The sequence below is a fragment of the Teretinema zuelzerae genome, assembly GCF_021021555.1.
GTDB classification, from domain to species: Bacteria; Spirochaetota; Spirochaetia; order Treponematales; family Treponemataceae; genus Teretinema; species Teretinema zuelzerae.
In genome coordinates this window covers 729872-746208 of record NZ_JAINWA010000001.1, presented here as the reverse complement: position 1 = coordinate 746208, position 16337 = coordinate 729872, and the positions used below count along the sequence as shown (strand labels likewise).

Here is a 16337-nt window from a genome sequence, read left to right as displayed (position 1 = left end):
AATGATAACTAACTTTACTGCCGAAAAAGTGAATTGTCAATAGAATCTGTCTATTTCGAGAGATATTCCGCTGTTAATCGATCAAGAAAGCCGCAGAGCGCGTTGTTCCTTTCTGCGTGTTCCATGGCGAGCAGTTCGTCCTCGCTCTGCACGTTCGTCGTGGTAGACCCTGACGAAGCGCGCCTCGTGGCCCCTGCCGTCCGCCCAGTTGAGACAGGCGCCGGGCGCCTCGCATGACTCATGAATGATGAAACGTATATTCATATGCACTCCCCGATAGCGGTCCTTTCCATCGAAAATAACAGTGGTTATTATAGTAGAATATCAAGCCGCTTGCTCAATGAATAACGACTTCGGCATATAAAGGGGGGAATGCCTTCCCCCCCGGCCGCACACGGTTGCGGCCTCCCCCTTCATCCGCACACCGCCTGACTGCATCCCTCTTTCAGGCGAATCCTCTACCCGACAAACAGTATCTCTTATGATAAAGGGGTCTACAATTCTGGATATTGTTTTTTTTGCGGTCTATTCATCATTGTGCTTGCAATAGTGCAATTGCAGTAATATACATACAGTGCGATGAGTACGAGCGCGAGGATCGCTAGCAGATACTCGGGCGTATTAACAGCGTACTGATGATGTTTGTCATCTCTACAATCCGGAAAGGCGAAACCGATTAAACGATACGGATAATCTCCGTCCGAAAGTCAACGCAGGCGGAAAGGAGGCTCTATGACGAAGGCAACAGGGTTTAACCCCATGGACGAAGCGGCAAAGGAACTGATTGAGTCGCAAGGCAAGCCGGGAAAGGGCTCTGTATCGACTAAGAGCTAGTTCTCGATGTATTGGATTGAATGGGTACATTTGGGTGTGGGTATGCTTTTATCCACACTAAAGGTGCAATTAAAGCACTGGTAAAACTTGTTTCCCTCCAGTTAAATATTTAATTCAAACTTTTTAAAGGGATTTGTATGAGTATCAAAAAATGTCTATTCACGGCACTTGCAGGTGTGGCATTGGGAGCTTCGCTCACATGGGGGCAAGATTACAGCACTTGGACTTCCAGTACTATTAGAAATTGCAATGGCATAGACTACGAACTGTGGAACCAAGACAACGTGGGTACTTCTATCATGAAAATCACGGGTGGCAGTTCCGATCCAAACGGCGGCACATTCGAGGCCCAGTGGAATGGGACCATTAACGTTCTGTTTCGAGCGGGCAAAAAATGGGGGGCTTCCAGTACTACCACTCCTAGGGATGTGGGGAAAATCACCGTTGATTTTGCGGCAACGTGGAGTTCCACGGATGATGTCAAAATGCTTGGCATCTATGGATGGGCCTATTACCCTGCGAGAAGTAAACCGAAAAAAACAGAAAAGAATGAAAATGCCACGTTTTCCAATCAGATTGAATACTATATCATTCAGGACCGTGGCTCTTTTAATCCCGCTTCAGGTGGCCGAAACGCAAAGCGCTATGGTAGTGGAACGATTGACGGGATTGAATATGAGTTCTGGGTGGCCGACAGGCTAAACGAGGCGATGCTGACTGGGAAAGGTAATTTTAAACAGTATTTTAGTGTTCCCAAAAACACGAGTAGCCATAGACAAAGTGGAAAAGTTTCTGTATCCAAACACTTCGAGGCCTGGGATAAAGCAGGCATGAAAATGATGGATTGCCCCCTGTACGAAGTGGCCATGAAAGTAGAATCCTATTCGGGTAAAGATAATACAGGTCGAGGAAAAGGGAACGGATCTGCAAAAGTGACCAAAAATCTTTTGACTTTTGGTGGAAGTACCACAGTGGATGAACTCAGTCTGATATCAAATGTTTCACCCTCGGGTGCGGGATCCGTAACCAAAACTCCAGATAAAAGCTCCTATGCACCCAATACATCTGTAGAACTGACGGCAACTCCGAATACAGGTTGGAGGTTTATTGGCTGGGATGGCGATGCCACTGGTTCCGCTACTTCCACCACCGTCAGTATGAGTGAAAATCGTTCGGTTACGGCTAAGTTTGCTTTGGTGTCTGGAGAAGGTACCGCGAATCTGATCAAGGATGGAGATTTTCCTACGAGTTCTGTGATTGCTGAAAATGACGCGGCCTCATGGCGTTTAGGTCAGGGAGAATACTGGGGTGATTCGGAGGCTTCGACGAGCGTGAGCAACGGAATGGCCGCCATCAACGTAACCACCATTGGAGCTGAATCGTATCAGCCTCAGCTGGTGCAGTACGGATTGGGTTTAGACCAGGGCATGATGTACAAGCTGACCTTTAAGGCAAAAGCAGAATCCGAAAGACGAATTGAAGTTTCGTTCCAGCAGTCGGCGAATCCATGGGCGAGCTATGCTTCGCAGGAATTCGACTTGACTTCGTCTGAACAGGATTATGAATTCGTGTTCACGATGACCAACGAGAGCGATCCTGCATCGCAGTTTGCTTTCAATCTTGGGCAGGCCACAGGTGTCGTTTCTATTAGCCAAGTCAAATTGGTTCACACCACTGCAGGAAGATTTAAGTCAGGAACAAAAGAAAATCCTGAATCGTCTTGTGAAGGAGGAACTAAAATGAACGACAATGATTTTGCATTGCTTGTTGACAGTATAAAAGAAGCTGGAAAAATTCAAAGGGGACATCAGAAAGAAAGCCGAAGGTTTGAAATGAACGCCCCTGATATTCGGGCTATTCGCGAGCACAGTAACAAAACCCAAGCCGATTTTGCATACATGATCGGAGTAAGTGTTGCCACCTTGCGAAATTGGGAGCAGGGTCGTCGAAAGCCGGAAGGTCCGGCCTTAGCCCTGTTAAAGATCGTATCGAAAAATCCTGAATATGTAGAACAAATTCTTACAGTTTAATCTTACCGGTTCGTTTTACTAAGGCCATTCAGCGTTTACTGGATGGCCTTTTGTTTTAGTTCAGGACGTTTTTTAAAGCCAGCTGAGCTTTCCCATTGCACATTCATTGCACAATTCGCATTTTCTGACTCAGAAAAAAACACTAACTATTTATATAGCAACGATTTAGTTTTCTTTGACCTGCACGTTTCGCGTGTGCGTTTTTTGCATGTGTTTTACGTTTTGGGCAAAATTTAAAAAAGCGTACGATCCTTTGGATCGCGCGCTTTTTTTAAAGCCAAGAAAGGGAATCCTCTACGGTCGCGCACTTCGTGTGTGCTCCCTGCGAGCCGCCTCCGCAACTCTTGGCGCATCCATGCGCCAAGCCCTCGCAGCGCTCGGGACGTTGCTCCGGATCGATTCCCAGTCTTGGCCCATAAAAAAAGGCCAGTCCTGTGGACTGACCTTTTTTCTAGCCAAGAAAGGGAATCGCCTTGCAGTCGCGCGCGTCGTACGCGCTCCTTCCAGGCCGCCTACGCGACTCTTGGCGCATCCATGCGCCAAGCCCTCGCAGCGCTCGGGACGTTGCTCCGGATCGATTCCCTTTCTTGGCCTATAAAAAAAACAACCGGCCCAAAGACCGGTTGTTTTTCTAGCCAAGAAAGGGAATCGCCTTGCAGTCGCGCGCGTCGTACGCGCTCCTTCCAGGCCGCCTCCGCGACTCTTGGCGCATCCATGCGCCAAGCCCTCGCAGCGCTCGGGACGTCGCTCCGGATCGATTCCCTTTCTTGGCCCATAAAAAAAGGCCAGTCCTGTTGGACTGACCTTTTTTCTAGCCAAGAAAGGGAATCGAACCCTTGACCTGCACGTTACGAGGGTGCTGCTCTGCCGACTGAGCTATCTTGGCGGGTTGAAACGACAGAAGGGAGTATATCTGGTTGGTTTTATTGAGTCAAGAGAACGCCCCTGCAGGGTATTTCTGGGCGGGGGCTCCGCCCGGCCGTCTGCTTTTGCCATGGCCCGTTCTGCCTCGATATTTTGTTTTTGTAATTGGGAATATGGTGAGCGCGGGATTCGGCGGCGGTCTCAGAGGCGCGCTTGTACGCGTCAGTTGTTTGGGTCGCGGGAGCGGCGGGCGTTGACGTAGCGGGAGAGTTCGGGGAGGTTTTTGACGACTATGCGGTCGTCGTACATTTCCATTTTGCCCTGGTCGATGTAGCGGTGCAGTTCGTCTTCGACTTCTTCGACGGGGAGGCCGGCCCAGCGGGCGACGTCGTCCATGGTGAGGTTGAAGGTGCGGAAGTCGGCAAGGCGGTCGGGGCAGGGCTGGGTTTCGTCGAGCATCAGGAATACGTCGCCGACTCTCGCCATTTTCTCGGGGATGGTGAGGACCATGAAGCGGCGTTTTTGGGCGTAGATGCGTTTTACGAAGGTTTTAAGAAGTTTCATGGCGATGGCGGGATTGCCCATCATGAGCACTTCGAAGTTGGCTTTGTTGAATTCGAGGGCTTTTACGTCGTCGTAGGCGATGGCGGTGGCGGAGCGGGGCGAATTTTCCAGGATGGCCATTTCGCCGAAAATTTCCGAGGGCTGGAGGATGTCGAGGTTTTTCTGGAAGCCGTTGACGATTTTAATCAGCTGGACTCTTCCGCTCTGTATGAGGTAGAAGCAGTCTCCGGGTTCGAATTCGGAAAAGATGACCGAACCCTTGGGAAACACTTTGGCGAAGCGCGAAAACGCGGCAAATACGTCGCTCATTCATCAGCCTCCGATCTCTGCAAGGTGCTGTTTAATAGTAGGAACAAGAAGGGGGCCGGCCATTGTCATCGCTTTGGAAAGGAAGGCTTTCGCCTTGTCATTTTGATCCATTTTGCCGTAGGCGAGGCCGAGGTACATCAGCACTTCTCCCATTTGGAGGGATTTCGGTTCGAGGCTGATGTAGGAAGTGAGGATCTGGGCGCAGCGGACGTATTCGTCCATCTCGAAGAGGCTTCGGCCGGCTCCGACGTAGGCTTTTCCCAGGACCGGCGAAGAACCGGCTTCTATGATCGAGTGGTACTGTTTATAGGCTTCGTCCCATTTTTGCTGGCCGGCGAGGCCTTCAGCGAGGGTGAGGGCGAGATTGGGATCGATGCCCGCCGGGGCCTTTCCGGTTCTCTGGGCGGGGCCGGAGGAGGGCATTTCGTCCGTTCCGGGATGGTCGCCGAAGTCGTGATCGGAGCGCAGGGTGTTTTGGGCGATCTGCTTCATTTCCTGCACGTGCTTGCCGGTGGGGAAGAGCTTTAAATAGCGTATGGCGACTTCGGATGCCGCGCGGTACTGTTGGGAATTGTAGAAGGAGCTCGCGACCGAGAACATGCCGTCGTCCGGGTTGGTTTCTTCATGGCTATGGAGGAGGGATTCGATCTGGCGGTGTATGTGCCTGAGCTGGTTCGAGAAGACTTTGAGCATCTTCATGACGATGCGCGTGTTGGGTTGAACGAAGGCTTCGAATTCGGCGGAGGAAAACGACAAAACCATGGCGTCCGTGATGACCATGACGCTTTCCTCGCGCGGAAAGCGTCCGAGGGCCGACTTTACGCCGAAGAATTCGCCTTCTTTGATGTATTCGGTAACCTGTTTGTTGGTTTCGATATCGGTCGAGGTGAGGGCGATTCGTCCTTTTTGCAGAAGAAACACTCGTTCATCCATGTCTCCTGCGAAATAGATGACTGAATTGGGTTTATACTGAACGGCCTTTGGCATGGTCTCCCCTCTGTCTGCTAATGGAAAAGAGTATAGCACACAAGCTCGCTTCTCGTCTATTTTTCTGGTACTATCGGAGAAATTCATTATGATAGACTTACATACGCATTCCACTGCTTCAGACGGTTCCTTTTCTCCCCGCGACCTTGTGCTTCACGCCCGATCTGAGGATATTTCCGTTCTTGCGCTTACCGATCACGATACCGTTACCGGCATCGACGAAGCCTCCGCGGCTGCGCGCGAGGTCGGCATGGTCTTTCTTGCGGGCATCGAGCTGGATATCGAATGGAAGCCGGGCGAGTGCCATCTGCTGGGCCTCGGCCTTAAAGAGATTCATCCGAGTCTTACCGATATGATAACAAGGCTGCAGGACGGCCGTCTTGAGCGAAATCGGCAGATAATCCAAAAGATGCAGGAGGCCGGGATCGACATCGATCTTGAGCGCGTTTCGGCTCTTGCCGGAGGCGAAACCGTCGGCAGGCCGCATTTTGCCCAGTTTTTGGTTGAATCAAAGGCGGTGAAAAACCGTCAACAGGCCTTCGACCGGTATCTGGCAAAGGATCGGCCTTTTTTTCTCGACAGAAAGAGCATTCAGCTCGACGAGGGGATCGCGGCAATCAAGGCGTGCGGGGGAGTACCGGTTCTCGCGCATCCGCTGTCGCTCTATCTTTCCTGGGGGGCTCTCCCCGCTGTTATGGAAGATTTCCGCGACCGCGGGGTGATGGGTCTGGAAGCCTGGCACCCGGCCGCCCGGATCGTGGACGCCGAGCGTCTGGAAGCTCTCGCCTCGAGCCTGGGCATGTTCGTTACCGCCGGCAGCGATTTTCACGGCGCTGCCCGGCCCGACCGCAAGATCGGGCGGACTTCCGGACGAAGGAAAATCGAGGACCGGTATTATTTCGGCGCTCTCGAAGCGATTCTCAAAGGCTGATCCCTTGCCGCCGCGCATGGTGTGCGCGCGGCTGAGGCGAGAATCGAGCGTCAGGAGAGAAAGTCGGGGAGCAAGCCCGACCATCTTCTGAATTGGAAGGCCTCCATCAGGTGTTCTTCTTCTATCAGAACCGAGCCCTCCATATCCGCGATCGTTCGCGATACCTTCAATACGCCGTGACCGCCCCGGCCTGAGAGCCGGGCCGTCTCCATCCCTTTTCCGAACAGCGCCTGTGCGGATTCCGATAATACGCAGAGTTTCTCGATGTCCCCGGGGGCGAGTTTCCCGTTCAAAACCGCGCCCCTTTCTCTCTGCATTCTCCGTGCCCGGTCTATCTCCCTTCTGAGGCTTTCGGTATCAGGCGCGCGTCCGGGGTCCGCGAACGATTCGCCTTCAGGCGCGGAGAGAGGCACCCGTATATCCATGCGGTCCAGCAACGGGCCGGCCAGCCGCTTCCAGTAGCGGTCGACGGCTTCGGGTCCGCAGGTGCATACCCGGCCGCTTTCTCCGAAGTGTCCGCAGGGGCAGGGATTGAGGGCCATGAGCAGCTGGAAGTCCGCCGGGAAAGTTTCGTTTTTTCCGGCCCTGCTGAGGGTGACCGTGCCTGTTTCGAGGGGAGTCCGCAGAGCCTGGAGAACGCCGCTTCGGAATTGCGCCGCTTCGTCGAGAAAAAGGGTTCCCCCGTGGGCCAGCGAAATCTCTCCCGGAAGGCAGTGCTTCCCGCCTCCGATCATGCCTTCAAGGCTCGCGTTTTGATGGGGCTGCCTGAAGGGAGGCCGGGAAAGCAGGGCGCGAGAGCCGTTGGAAAAATCCGCTTCGAGGGTTCCGGCGATGCTGTGGATGCGGGTCGCCTCGAGCGCTGTTTTTCGGTCCATGTCCGGGAGGAGGCAGTCGAAGCGTCCCAGCGCCAGGCTTTTTCCGCATCCCGGCGGCCCCCAAGCGACAAGGTGATGGCCTCCGGCGGCCGCGATCTGCAATCCGCGCACGAGCCTCTCCTGGCCCCGCACGTCTTCGTATCCCAGCCGGTAGCTTCTCCAGCGGGGCTCTTCGGCGTTATTCTCCGCCGAGATGTCCTTCGCGCCGTCGGCATCGCCGGAGCCTTCTGTTTCCGCATCCGAGCCGCAGAGCGCGCGTATCGAGCATATTTCGTGGTAGGCGTTCAATGCCTCTGCGAGATTACGGGCTCCGCGGGCAGGGGCGCCCAAAAGCCGGGCTTCCTCCAGATTTTCTGCAGGAAGGATGAAGTCGGCGATGCCCGCTTCCTGCGCGCGCGCGACGGCGGCGAGAACTCCGCGAACCGGCCGGACGGTTCCTGAAAGCTCAAGTTCCCCCAGAACCAGTATCGCTTCTCCTTCCGGTACGTTTCCCTCCGAGGCGGCCAGCACACCCAACGCAATCGGCAGATCGAAGGATCCTCCCTCTTTTTTCAGGTCTGCCGGGCTTAAGTTTATGAGTATCCGTTCGCGGGGAAAGTCCAGCCCGGAATTTCTGATAGCGACGCGCATCCGCTCCCGGGCTTCGCGCACCGCTCCGTCGGGCAGGCCGACGATGTCTATCGCCGGAATTCCTCTCCGTAAATCCGCTTCCACTTTTACGATTTCTCCGGTATAGCCGGCGCGTGCGAAACTGACGATCTGCATGAAATCCTCCGCCCCTCATATAGGGCGGGATCTGCCTTCCTGCCCGCCCAGGTCTGCCTCGGTTGACTTCGCATGCAAAAACTGTAAGATGGTTGAATTATCCCTAGGTACTCGTATGATTATAGGTATTACTGATAGGAGCGTGCAGCCTTGAAAAAAGACGATATTTCTCCGACCCTTGCGTCCCAGCTTGAAAAGGAAGGGGTCGATCTCGATCGTATGTTCCGCTTTCTCGACGACCTGAACGCGGGTAAATACGACGCTCCCGGGGGCATTGTCCCGGAAACGGTCCCCTCCTTCCCCCATCCCGCGATTGTGGACCGCCGCGGTCCCGCCGAATTGTCAAAAACCCGCGCCGCCCTTGAATCCCGCCTCTTTCATCTGGGCCTCCCGCTTTCTCTATTGAACGGAGCCCAAGCAGTTCCGTCGGAGTCCGAGGATCTTCTCCTTCTCGACGAAGCTCTGCTGCGGAAGATCGGCATCCGCTTATATCCGCAGACCGCGTACGGCGTATTGAACGGGGGCTCGGCCTCGAGCTATGCGGACAACAAAAAAAACCGTTCGCTGGATCCCGAGCTGTTCGACCAGTTCGGGGATCTCTTTCATACGCTCGCCGACGATTGCCGCGGAAAGCCCAAGGGCATCACTCCCGCCTTCCTGAACCCGGACGGTTCGCCGGGGTGGAGTTTCCTCTTCCTGAAATTGAGAATGCTCCTTGAGCATAAGAAGGCTTATAAGGAAGAAATAGGAACTCTTCCAGAGGTAATCCTTCCTTCTTTTCAGATGACGAGCGTCCATACAGACTCCGCGATAGCTGAAGCCCTTCGCGAGTATGTAGCGGATCCGGGGCTCCTGTCGCTCGCTGAATCTCTGGGCTGCCCCTCCGTAGAAATGTATACCGCAAGCCAGACGATGATGGCCGCTATTACCCATTCATCCTCAGGCCGTCCGCGCAAGATTTTCGACCGGGCGTGGGGCAGGGCCGACACGGGAATCGCGATGCCGGGCGGGCACGGGCAAAATTTCGAGGTGCTCGCCCCTATTTACCGGAAACTCAGGAGCAAGGGAATCCGCTTCGCCTGGCTCGGCAATATCGACAACATGGGGTACACGGTGGATCCTGTTTCCCTGGCAGTGTTCGCCCTCTCCGGTTTCGACGCCGCGTTCGAGGAATCCTGGCGCACTCCCATGGACGTGAAAGGCGGCATTCTGGTCGCCGATTCTTCCGGCAAACTCAGCTGCGCGGACATCGGACCGGTTATTTCGACCGAACGCATGCTCGCCTTCGAGGCCGAAGGAAAGCCGGTTCTCTTTAATTGCGGAATCGGCCTCTTCGATCTTGAGCGCCTTGATCCCCTGCTCGACGAAATTCCGTATCGGCTCCCGCTGCGCATCACGGATCAGGATAAGGACGCGGGACAGTACGCCCAGGCTGAGCAGATTACCTGGGAAGTGATCGGTCTGTTGGATAAGCCGATGTTCCTGGCGGTAGAGAAGAGCAGAAGGTTCCTTGCGGCTAAAATGCTGATGGAAACCATGCTGACCAGCCTGCCTCCGTCTCGCGGATCGAAATCCGAACTTGCCTCGGTTTCCCGGGAAATGCATACGGGGCTGGAAAAACTGCTTCGCAACGAATACGGCTTGACGGAAGCGAACGGCAAGTGGGTCTTTACATCCGAGTAAGATTTTCTTTTTTGAACCGTAAAAAATCTTTCATTATTTATATTGACAAATGAGTAAACCGGTTTAATAATAAGGTAAAGCGGTTTAATAGCCGTTGGAAAAACAAATGTCTTTATTTGATGGAGGAGAGAAAATGAAGAAAATCATGAGCGCCGCGGTCAGCCTCGTTCTGTTGGCGGGCGCGGTATTCGCCAGCGGCGGAGCGGAAGCGAAATCAGGTTCAGCCGGCGCTGCGCCGGTCGAACTGGAAATGTACTATTACAAGCAGGAAAATCAGGAAGGGCTCAAGAAGCTCGTCGACGCGTACACCGCGAAAACCGGAGTAAAAATCTCCCTGCTGATCGTTCCCAACGACGCCGACGCGACCATGTCCGCTCGCGCCGCTCAGGGTAAGCTACCCGACATTCTTCAGATGCAGACATACTCCCGCGTTTGGGAATACGCCGAAAAAGGCTACGTAGTAGATCTGTCCAAGCAGAGCGTCATGTCCAAGGTTGTGGACAGCTCTAAAGCTTCCGTTACCTACAACGGAAAACAATACGCCCTTCCGATGGACTACGCGGGAATCGGAATCATCTATAACAAGGATATTTTCGACAAATACGGCCTGAAGGCTCCAACGACCGCCCGCGAGCTCGAGCGTGTCTGCGCGACCCTCAAATCCAACGGAGTGACACCCTTCGCCGGACTTCTCGCAGAAAACTGGTCTGCCGGACACTTCATCACCCTCGTGCACACCGCTCTTCTCGTCGGAGAGAAAGGCGTCGCGGTCGACAAGTTCGTCGCGGACATGAACGCCGGAAAAACTTCGTACGGAGCCGTGGACACCGCGAAGCTCTTCGCTGCGCTCGACTTCTACAAAGACAACATGGATCCGAAAGCGGCCGAATGGGGCTGGGATCAGCAGCAGGCAGCCTTCGCCAAGGGTTCAGCCGCGATGATGGTTCAAGGCCTCTGGTCATACGGAGCCGCCATTGGTACCAATCCTTCACTGAACTGTGGTTTCATTCCCTATCCCGTGTTCAACGACGCGAAGCTCAACAAAATGTACGCAGACATCGACTCCTGCTTCGGCGTTTCCGCCCAGTCTTCCAAGGAAAAGCAGGACGCTGCTCTCGCCTTCCTGGACTGGCTCGCGTCTCCCGATGCCCAGAAAATCTGGATCGAAGACTACAAGCTCGTTCCCGCCTTCAAGGGAGCCGATCTTTCCAGCATGAAACAGCCCTTCCAGGATCTGCTTTCCAGCGTTGACAAGAACGGCGCGTACCCCTGGGCCTTCTCTTCCTATCCTACGACCGCGTTCGAGGATGGTTGCAAGAACGGCGCGCAGCAGTATATGTTCAAGAAGATCACCGGCGAAAAGGTTATCGAGTCAATCGACTCGATCTGGGCCGGAGCCGTCAAGAAGTAAGTCCGGTTTTTAGCGGACCCGTTTGATTGACCGGGCCGCGGTACGGCGTACCGCGGCCTTTTTTTGCATCATTTTCGAAAGGAGCCAGTTCATGGTAGAATCAAAAACCAAGAAGCACCTGTACTTCGCGGTATTTCTGCTGCCCAGCTTTGTGTTGTACACCATTTTTTTCATCTACCCTTTTTTGAACGGCCTGTACATCTCGCTGACCAACTGGGACGGCCTTACGCCGCGCTCGCCCATCGTCATGGACGGCGGCGATTTTGAAAACCTCGTACTTGGTAAATTGAAGAGCGAAAAAGACAGAGAATATCTGCTTTCAGTATACGCCCGCAACGGAGACGAGAACGCCTACAGCCGGCTTTCGCTTTCCGGCTTTGAAAGAAGAAAAGTGGAATCGATTTTCCGGAAGGCCGGATATGAAAGCGAAGCGAACCGCTTCGTCGGCCTGAAAAACTACCGCGACATTATCGGCGGAAAAGTGAGCGAATCGTTTTATCCCCGCTCATTCGACCAGTCTTATTACAATACGACCTCGTCGATTCCTCAGCGGATCGCGAAAAAAGATCTGCAGAAAAACTTATTATCGAAGCTGTCCGCGGATGAACGCGCGCTCTTCGATTCGTTCTACGAGGAAACTAAAGAAGATTTCTCTCTCCGCTCTGAATGGAACGAATTTTCCTTTGAAGACAAGATCTGGCTCATACCCGAGTTCGAGGTCGAAGACAGAATAAAAGCAGATTCTATTTCCGCGCTGATTTCATCCATACGTTCCGCAGCCCTCGCTCGAGACCGGGACGCCTGGAGGGAAGCCGTCGCCTCTTTTGTCAAATCTGAAAACCTCTCCGCGGAAAGCGCGAAAGACGTAGAATCCGGCGCCGAAGGACTGTGGGCCCTGGGCGAGCTCAAGCCCGTGCTCGGCGCGAAGTGGACCTCTCGGGGCTTCGATCTGGGCGTCATCGGCTTTACCGCGTTTTTCGCCTTTTTCTCGGTCATAGGAATCAATCTTCTCGCCTTCCTTCTCGCCCTCGCCCTCGATACCGGAATCAAGGGGCAGAAATTCCTCAGATCCGTTTTCTTTTTGCCGAACGTGCTGTCCATGGTCATTGTGGCGCTCATCTGGAAAATGCTCTTTTTCCAAATGTTCCCCCGGGTAACGGGAATCGATCAATGGCTGAGCGATCCGGCTAAAACACCCTGGCTCATCGTGATGGTCGCGATCTGGCAGGGCGCCGGCTATTACATGATCGTGTATCTGGCAGGCCTTCAAAATATTCCGACCGACGTCGTGGAAGCGGCGAAAATCGACGGAGCCTCGCCCTGGCAGCGGTTTACCAACATAACGATGCCGCTCCTTGTTCCCGCGCTCACAATTTCGTTTTTCCTTACTATTGCGAATGCTCTGAAGAGCTTCGACCTGATCTACGCCATGACCTCGGGTTCCGCCTATACCTACGGAACCGTGCCCGTCGTCCTTGATATTTTCTTCGACGCCTTCGCCAGAAAGCGCGCGGGCCTTGCCACCGCGAAGGCGATGCTTCTGTTCACGATTATATTCATCGTAACCGGAATACAGCTGTACATAATGAAAAAGAAGGAGGTGGAGCAATAATGGCTACAACCCATCAGATCGTAACCAGAAGAGTATTCACCGGAGTCATGGTTCTTTTCGCTCTCGTGTTTTTTTACCCGGTGATCTTCGTGATATTGAACGCGTTTAAGACCGACGCCCAGATAACGGTCGATCCGCTCGGCCTGCCGAGGGGCCTGTTCTTCGGCAACTTCGCGCGGGCCTGGACTGCGATGGAGTTTCCCCGGGTGTTCCTGAACACCCTTTCCATCACCGTGCTGGGTCTTGCGGGCATAATATTGGTCAGCTCGATGGCTGCCTATAAGCTCGCCCGCACGGACAGCAGGCTGTCCTGGGGAATCTACGGTTATTTTGTGCTCGCCCTGGTGATTCCGTTTCAGATCATCATGGTTCCCGTCGCGGTATTGGCCGCGGACTTGCACCTGATGAGCATCCCCGGTATTATCGTCATGTATTGGGGACTCGGCTGTCCGACGGCGATCTTCATGTTCCACGGCTTCGTAAAAGGAGTACCGCGCGAACTTGAGGAATCAGCCGCGATCGATGGAGCGGGACAGTTTTACATCTTCTTCAATATTGTCTTTCCGCTCTTGAAAACAATCATAGCCACAATCGCCGTCATCGATGCGCTCTGGCTCTGGAACGACTTTCTTCTCCCCCTCATCGTGGTGAAGCAGGGAACCATCCAGCTAGCCCAGATGATGTTCAACGGCCAATTCCTCAAGGAGTACGGCGCCATGACCGCCTCCCTCACGTTGTCGGCTCTGCCCATCGTGTTGTTCTATCTGGCCTTGCAGAAGTATATAATCAAAGGCATTGCCGCCGGGGCAGTAAAAGGATGAAGTGAATGCGGGCTACAATCAACGATATTGCGCGAGAGGCTGGCGTTTCGAAGACGACTGTTTCGTTCGCCTTCAACAACCCTTCTAAAATATCCAAGGATACGTTTACCAGGATTATGGATATCGCGCGCGAACTGGGATATGTGCCCGATCCGGTAGCCCGGACGCTTGCGATGAAGCAGACCGGTTCTATCGGTCTGCTGCTGCCGCAGTCGATTCACGAAGTATTCCAGAACCCCTATATTTCGGAGATCATGCGCGGCATCGGCTATATCTGCGACCGCGAAGGACTGTCACTCGGGGTTCTTTCCCCCTTAAAGGGAGTCCTGACCCAAACCATCAGAAACGCGGCCGTGGACGGAATCATCACCCTCGGCATCGGACCGGGAATGACCGTTCTTGAATTGTTTCACCAGCGGGGGCTTCCCTTTGTTACCATCGACGGCGGAGCGGGAGAGGGGCTGGTCAATGTCGGCATTAACGACGAAGCGGCGGCGGAAAGCCTGATGGAAGAAGTTCTTCGCCAGGGACATCGCGAGATAGCGGTGTTCATGCTGCAAAACGTTACTCTTTCCGACAACGGCGACCACTTCAGCCAGACGAACGATACGCGGCTTAACGGCTTTAATCGCGCGCTTAAGCGCCATGGCCTGAGCTTCGGCGCCCATACCGGCATTCAGGTGCATCATACGGAAGTTTCAAGCGAGAGCGGCCGAAAAGTAGCCCGCGACCTCCTGTCCCAGAAAAAACGCCCCACTGCCATCGTTTGCCTCGCAGACGTGCAGGCCCTCGGCGTATACGAAGAATGCGCGGCTCAGGGACTTTCGATTCCCGATGATATTTCAGTCGTCGGTTTCGACGATATTCCCTTCTCTGTTTTCATGAATCCTCCGCTCACCACGCTGAGGCAGCCCGGCTTCGAAAAAGGCGAGGCCGCCGCCGAGCTGCTGGTGAAGATGATCAACAAACAGCCTGTTTCTTCGATGACGCTGACCGCCGAACTTGTCCTCCGCGGCTCCCTCGCAGCCGCCCGCAGCTGACCGCAAGCGCACGCTGGCCGCAAGCGAACACGCTGGCCGCAAGCGCACGCTGAGCGCAAGCGAGCACGCTGACCGCAAGCGAACACGCTTACCGCAAGCAAGCGAACACGCAGGCCGCAAGCGCACGCTGACCGCAAGCGCACACGCTGACTGCAAGTGCATGCTGACCGCAAGCGAGCACGCTGACCGCAAGCGAACACGCAGGCCGCAAGCGCACGCTGACCGCAAGCGCACACGCTGACTGCAAGTGCATGCTGACCGCAAGCGAGCACGCTGACCGCAAGCGAACACGCAGGCCGCAAGCGCACGCTGACCGCCGGCGAACACGCTTACCGCAAGCGAACACGCCGACCGCCGGCGAACACGCTGGAGCGCCGGCGCGCACGCTTGCAGGCTTCAGCTATCCGCAGAGACGTCTTTTATTTTGGTGAGGGTTTCTTTTATCGACGGGCCGCTGCCCGAGGGCTGGTAGATGTTCGGGAGGGAAAAGAATCGCTGGAGGCAGTGCCCGGCTGCACCGTAGGCGACCGCCTTTCTGCCCAGAGACGCAGGAATGACCGAATATTGCTGCGCATGTTCATAGGGCCAGTTGCGCACTATCTCCGAATTAATTCTGGCGATCAGATCTTCCGTAAGAGAGTCGTCGAGTCCGCCGATGAACACATAGTTCAGGTTCAGGCTGTTCGTCAAAAGCGCCGCGTGGCGGGCCAGTTCGGTGAACATCGAGCCTGTTACGGATTCGTCCGAGCCGATCCTGTCTCCCGTCATGTCGTTCGACTGAAACTGTCCGGAGTTTCCCGGTTCCCACAAAATGCTCCTGAATTCTCCGGCAGAAAACTGTTTTCCGTAATGGGGCTGGCCGTTGAGGATGAAGCCGAGTCCGACAGAAAGGTTTTTTCGGCTTTCGGTTGAACCGGTGATTTTTCGAATTTCCGCGAGCAGAAACAACGCGTTGTCGAGCTCCATGCCGTGCCTCAGCGTAATCTCTCCGAGGCATCCGCATCTGGCGTCGTTTTCGATATAGACGGGAGTCCCGTATTTTTCCCGGGCCCAGCCGGCAAAATGGATCGGATCATGGATGACGAGGGGAATCGACTGGACGATGGTTCCTGTTTCCGTGTTGACGATGGCGGGGATTCCGACTCCGATTCCCAGAAGCGGCCGTCCGAGGATTTCCCACTTCAAGCTCAGCTGTTCCACCGCGAGATCGAAAGCGTCGTACACGGATGTCACGGGCATCCTGATGTCCAGATATTCCAGGATTTCTCCGTTCAAGTTCACCATGACCGCGAGTATTCCGTCGGTGGTTATTTCGATGCCGAACGTAACCCCGAAGTCGGGCGTCACCTCAAGCTGTATGGGTTTTCTGCCGCCCTGCGGCCCGGCGTTCCCTTGGGCGAAGGCGCGGATTATGCCGATCTCTTCCAGGGATGAAACAATCTTTGTTACAGTAGATTTATCAACGCCGAGTTGTTGCGCAATTTCGATCCGGCTGATACCTTTATGCTGCCAGATGAGCCGGAGTACGCGAGATATGTTTAAGTCCCCCGGACCATTTAGTGTTTTCATCGTATCTACTATAATATACAACAGCGGGGTTGGTTGACAAGA

Annotated in this window: 12 protein-coding genes and 1 tRNA gene; 7 read left to right on the top strand and 6 right to left on the bottom strand. The window is 54.4% G+C overall.

Going from position 1 to position 16337, the window contains the following annotated elements; translation table 11 throughout:
* Positions 1-81 precede the first annotated feature (81 nt).
* The gene (locus K7J14_RS03375) at positions 82-264 is read right to left on the bottom strand and encodes a hypothetical protein (RefSeq protein WP_230753118.1); all 183 of its coding nucleotides are present in this window, start codon (positions 262-264) and stop codon (positions 82-84) included.
* 707 nt (positions 265-971) lie between these two features.
* Here K7J14_RS03375 and K7J14_RS03370 point away from each other — a divergent pair.
* A complete protein-coding gene (locus K7J14_RS03370; RefSeq protein ID WP_230753116.1) occupies positions 972-2864 on the top strand; it encodes a glycoside hydrolase family 11 protein in 1893 nt (630 codons plus the stop codon).
* 813 nt (positions 2865-3677) lie between these two features.
* Here K7J14_RS03370 and K7J14_RS03365 read toward each other — a convergent pair.
* The 3 genes from K7J14_RS03365 to K7J14_RS03355 form a co-directional block, all read right to left on the bottom strand.
* Positions 3678-3750: transfer RNA gene (locus tag K7J14_RS03365), tRNA-Thr, on the bottom strand.
* Between the two features lie 200 nt (positions 3751-3950).
* On the bottom strand, positions 3951-4601 hold the full coding sequence (locus tag K7J14_RS03360; RefSeq protein ID WP_230753114.1) for a Crp/Fnr family transcriptional regulator: 651 nt from the start codon (positions 4599-4601) through the stop codon (positions 3951-3953).
* Between the two features lie 3 nt (positions 4602-4604).
* On the bottom strand, positions 4605-5588 hold the full coding sequence (locus tag K7J14_RS03355) for a cyclic nucleotide-binding domain-containing protein (RefSeq protein WP_230753112.1): 984 nt from the start codon (positions 5586-5588) through the stop codon (positions 4605-4607).
* A gap of 88 nt (positions 5589-5676) precedes the next feature.
* Here K7J14_RS03355 and K7J14_RS03350 point away from each other — a divergent pair, with 88 nt between their 5' ends.
* A complete protein-coding gene (locus K7J14_RS03350) occupies positions 5677-6519 on the top strand; it encodes a PHP domain-containing protein (protein WP_230753109.1) in 843 nt (280 codons plus the stop codon).
* Positions 6520-6569: 50 nt separating this feature from the next.
* On the opposite strand, the gene K7J14_RS03345 is transcribed toward K7J14_RS03350, so the two are convergent.
* On the bottom strand, positions 6570-8159 hold the full coding sequence (locus tag K7J14_RS03345; protein ID WP_230753106.1) for a YifB family Mg chelatase-like AAA ATPase: 1590 nt from the start codon (positions 8157-8159) through the stop codon (positions 6570-6572).
* A 150-nt stretch (positions 8160-8309) separates the two neighbouring features.
* On the opposite strand from K7J14_RS03345, the gene K7J14_RS03340 reads away from it, so the two are divergent.
* The 5 genes from K7J14_RS03340 to K7J14_RS03320 all read left to right on the top strand — a co-directional run bounded on the left by K7J14_RS03340 (position 8310) and on the right by K7J14_RS03320 (position 14726).
* Positions 8310-9842: a UTP--glucose-1-phosphate uridylyltransferase gene (locus tag K7J14_RS03340; RefSeq protein ID WP_230753102.1), complete on the top strand. Its 1533-nt coding sequence runs from the start codon at positions 8310-8312 to the stop codon at positions 9840-9842.
* Between the two features lie 133 nt (positions 9843-9975).
* Positions 9976-11253, top strand: a complete 1278-nt coding sequence (locus tag K7J14_RS03335) for an ABC transporter substrate-binding protein (protein ID WP_230753099.1) — start codon at positions 9976-9978, stop codon at positions 11251-11253.
* Positions 11254-11344: 91 nt separating this feature from the next.
* Positions 11345-12865, top strand: coding sequence for a carbohydrate ABC transporter permease (locus K7J14_RS03330; protein ID WP_230753097.1), 1521 nt, complete (start codon positions 11345-11347; stop codon positions 12863-12865).
* Entirely contained in the window at positions 12865-13686 is an 822-nt protein-coding gene (locus K7J14_RS03325) for a carbohydrate ABC transporter permease (protein WP_230753095.1), read from the top strand. Before K7J14_RS03330 ends, K7J14_RS03325 begins: the two co-directional genes overlap by 1 nt.
* Positions 13687-13691: 5 nt before the next feature.
* Positions 13692-14726 (top strand): LacI family DNA-binding transcriptional regulator, encoded by a 1035-nt coding sequence (locus K7J14_RS03320; RefSeq protein WP_230753093.1) that lies wholly within the window; start codon positions 13692-13694, stop codon positions 14724-14726.
* A 396-nt stretch (positions 14727-15122) separates the two neighbouring features.
* On the opposite strand, the gene K7J14_RS03315 is transcribed toward K7J14_RS03320, so the two are convergent.
* Positions 15123-16295, bottom strand: coding sequence for an ROK family transcriptional regulator (locus K7J14_RS03315; protein WP_230753090.1), 1173 nt, complete (start codon positions 16293-16295; stop codon positions 15123-15125).
* Between the last annotated feature and the right edge of the window lie 42 nt (positions 16296-16337).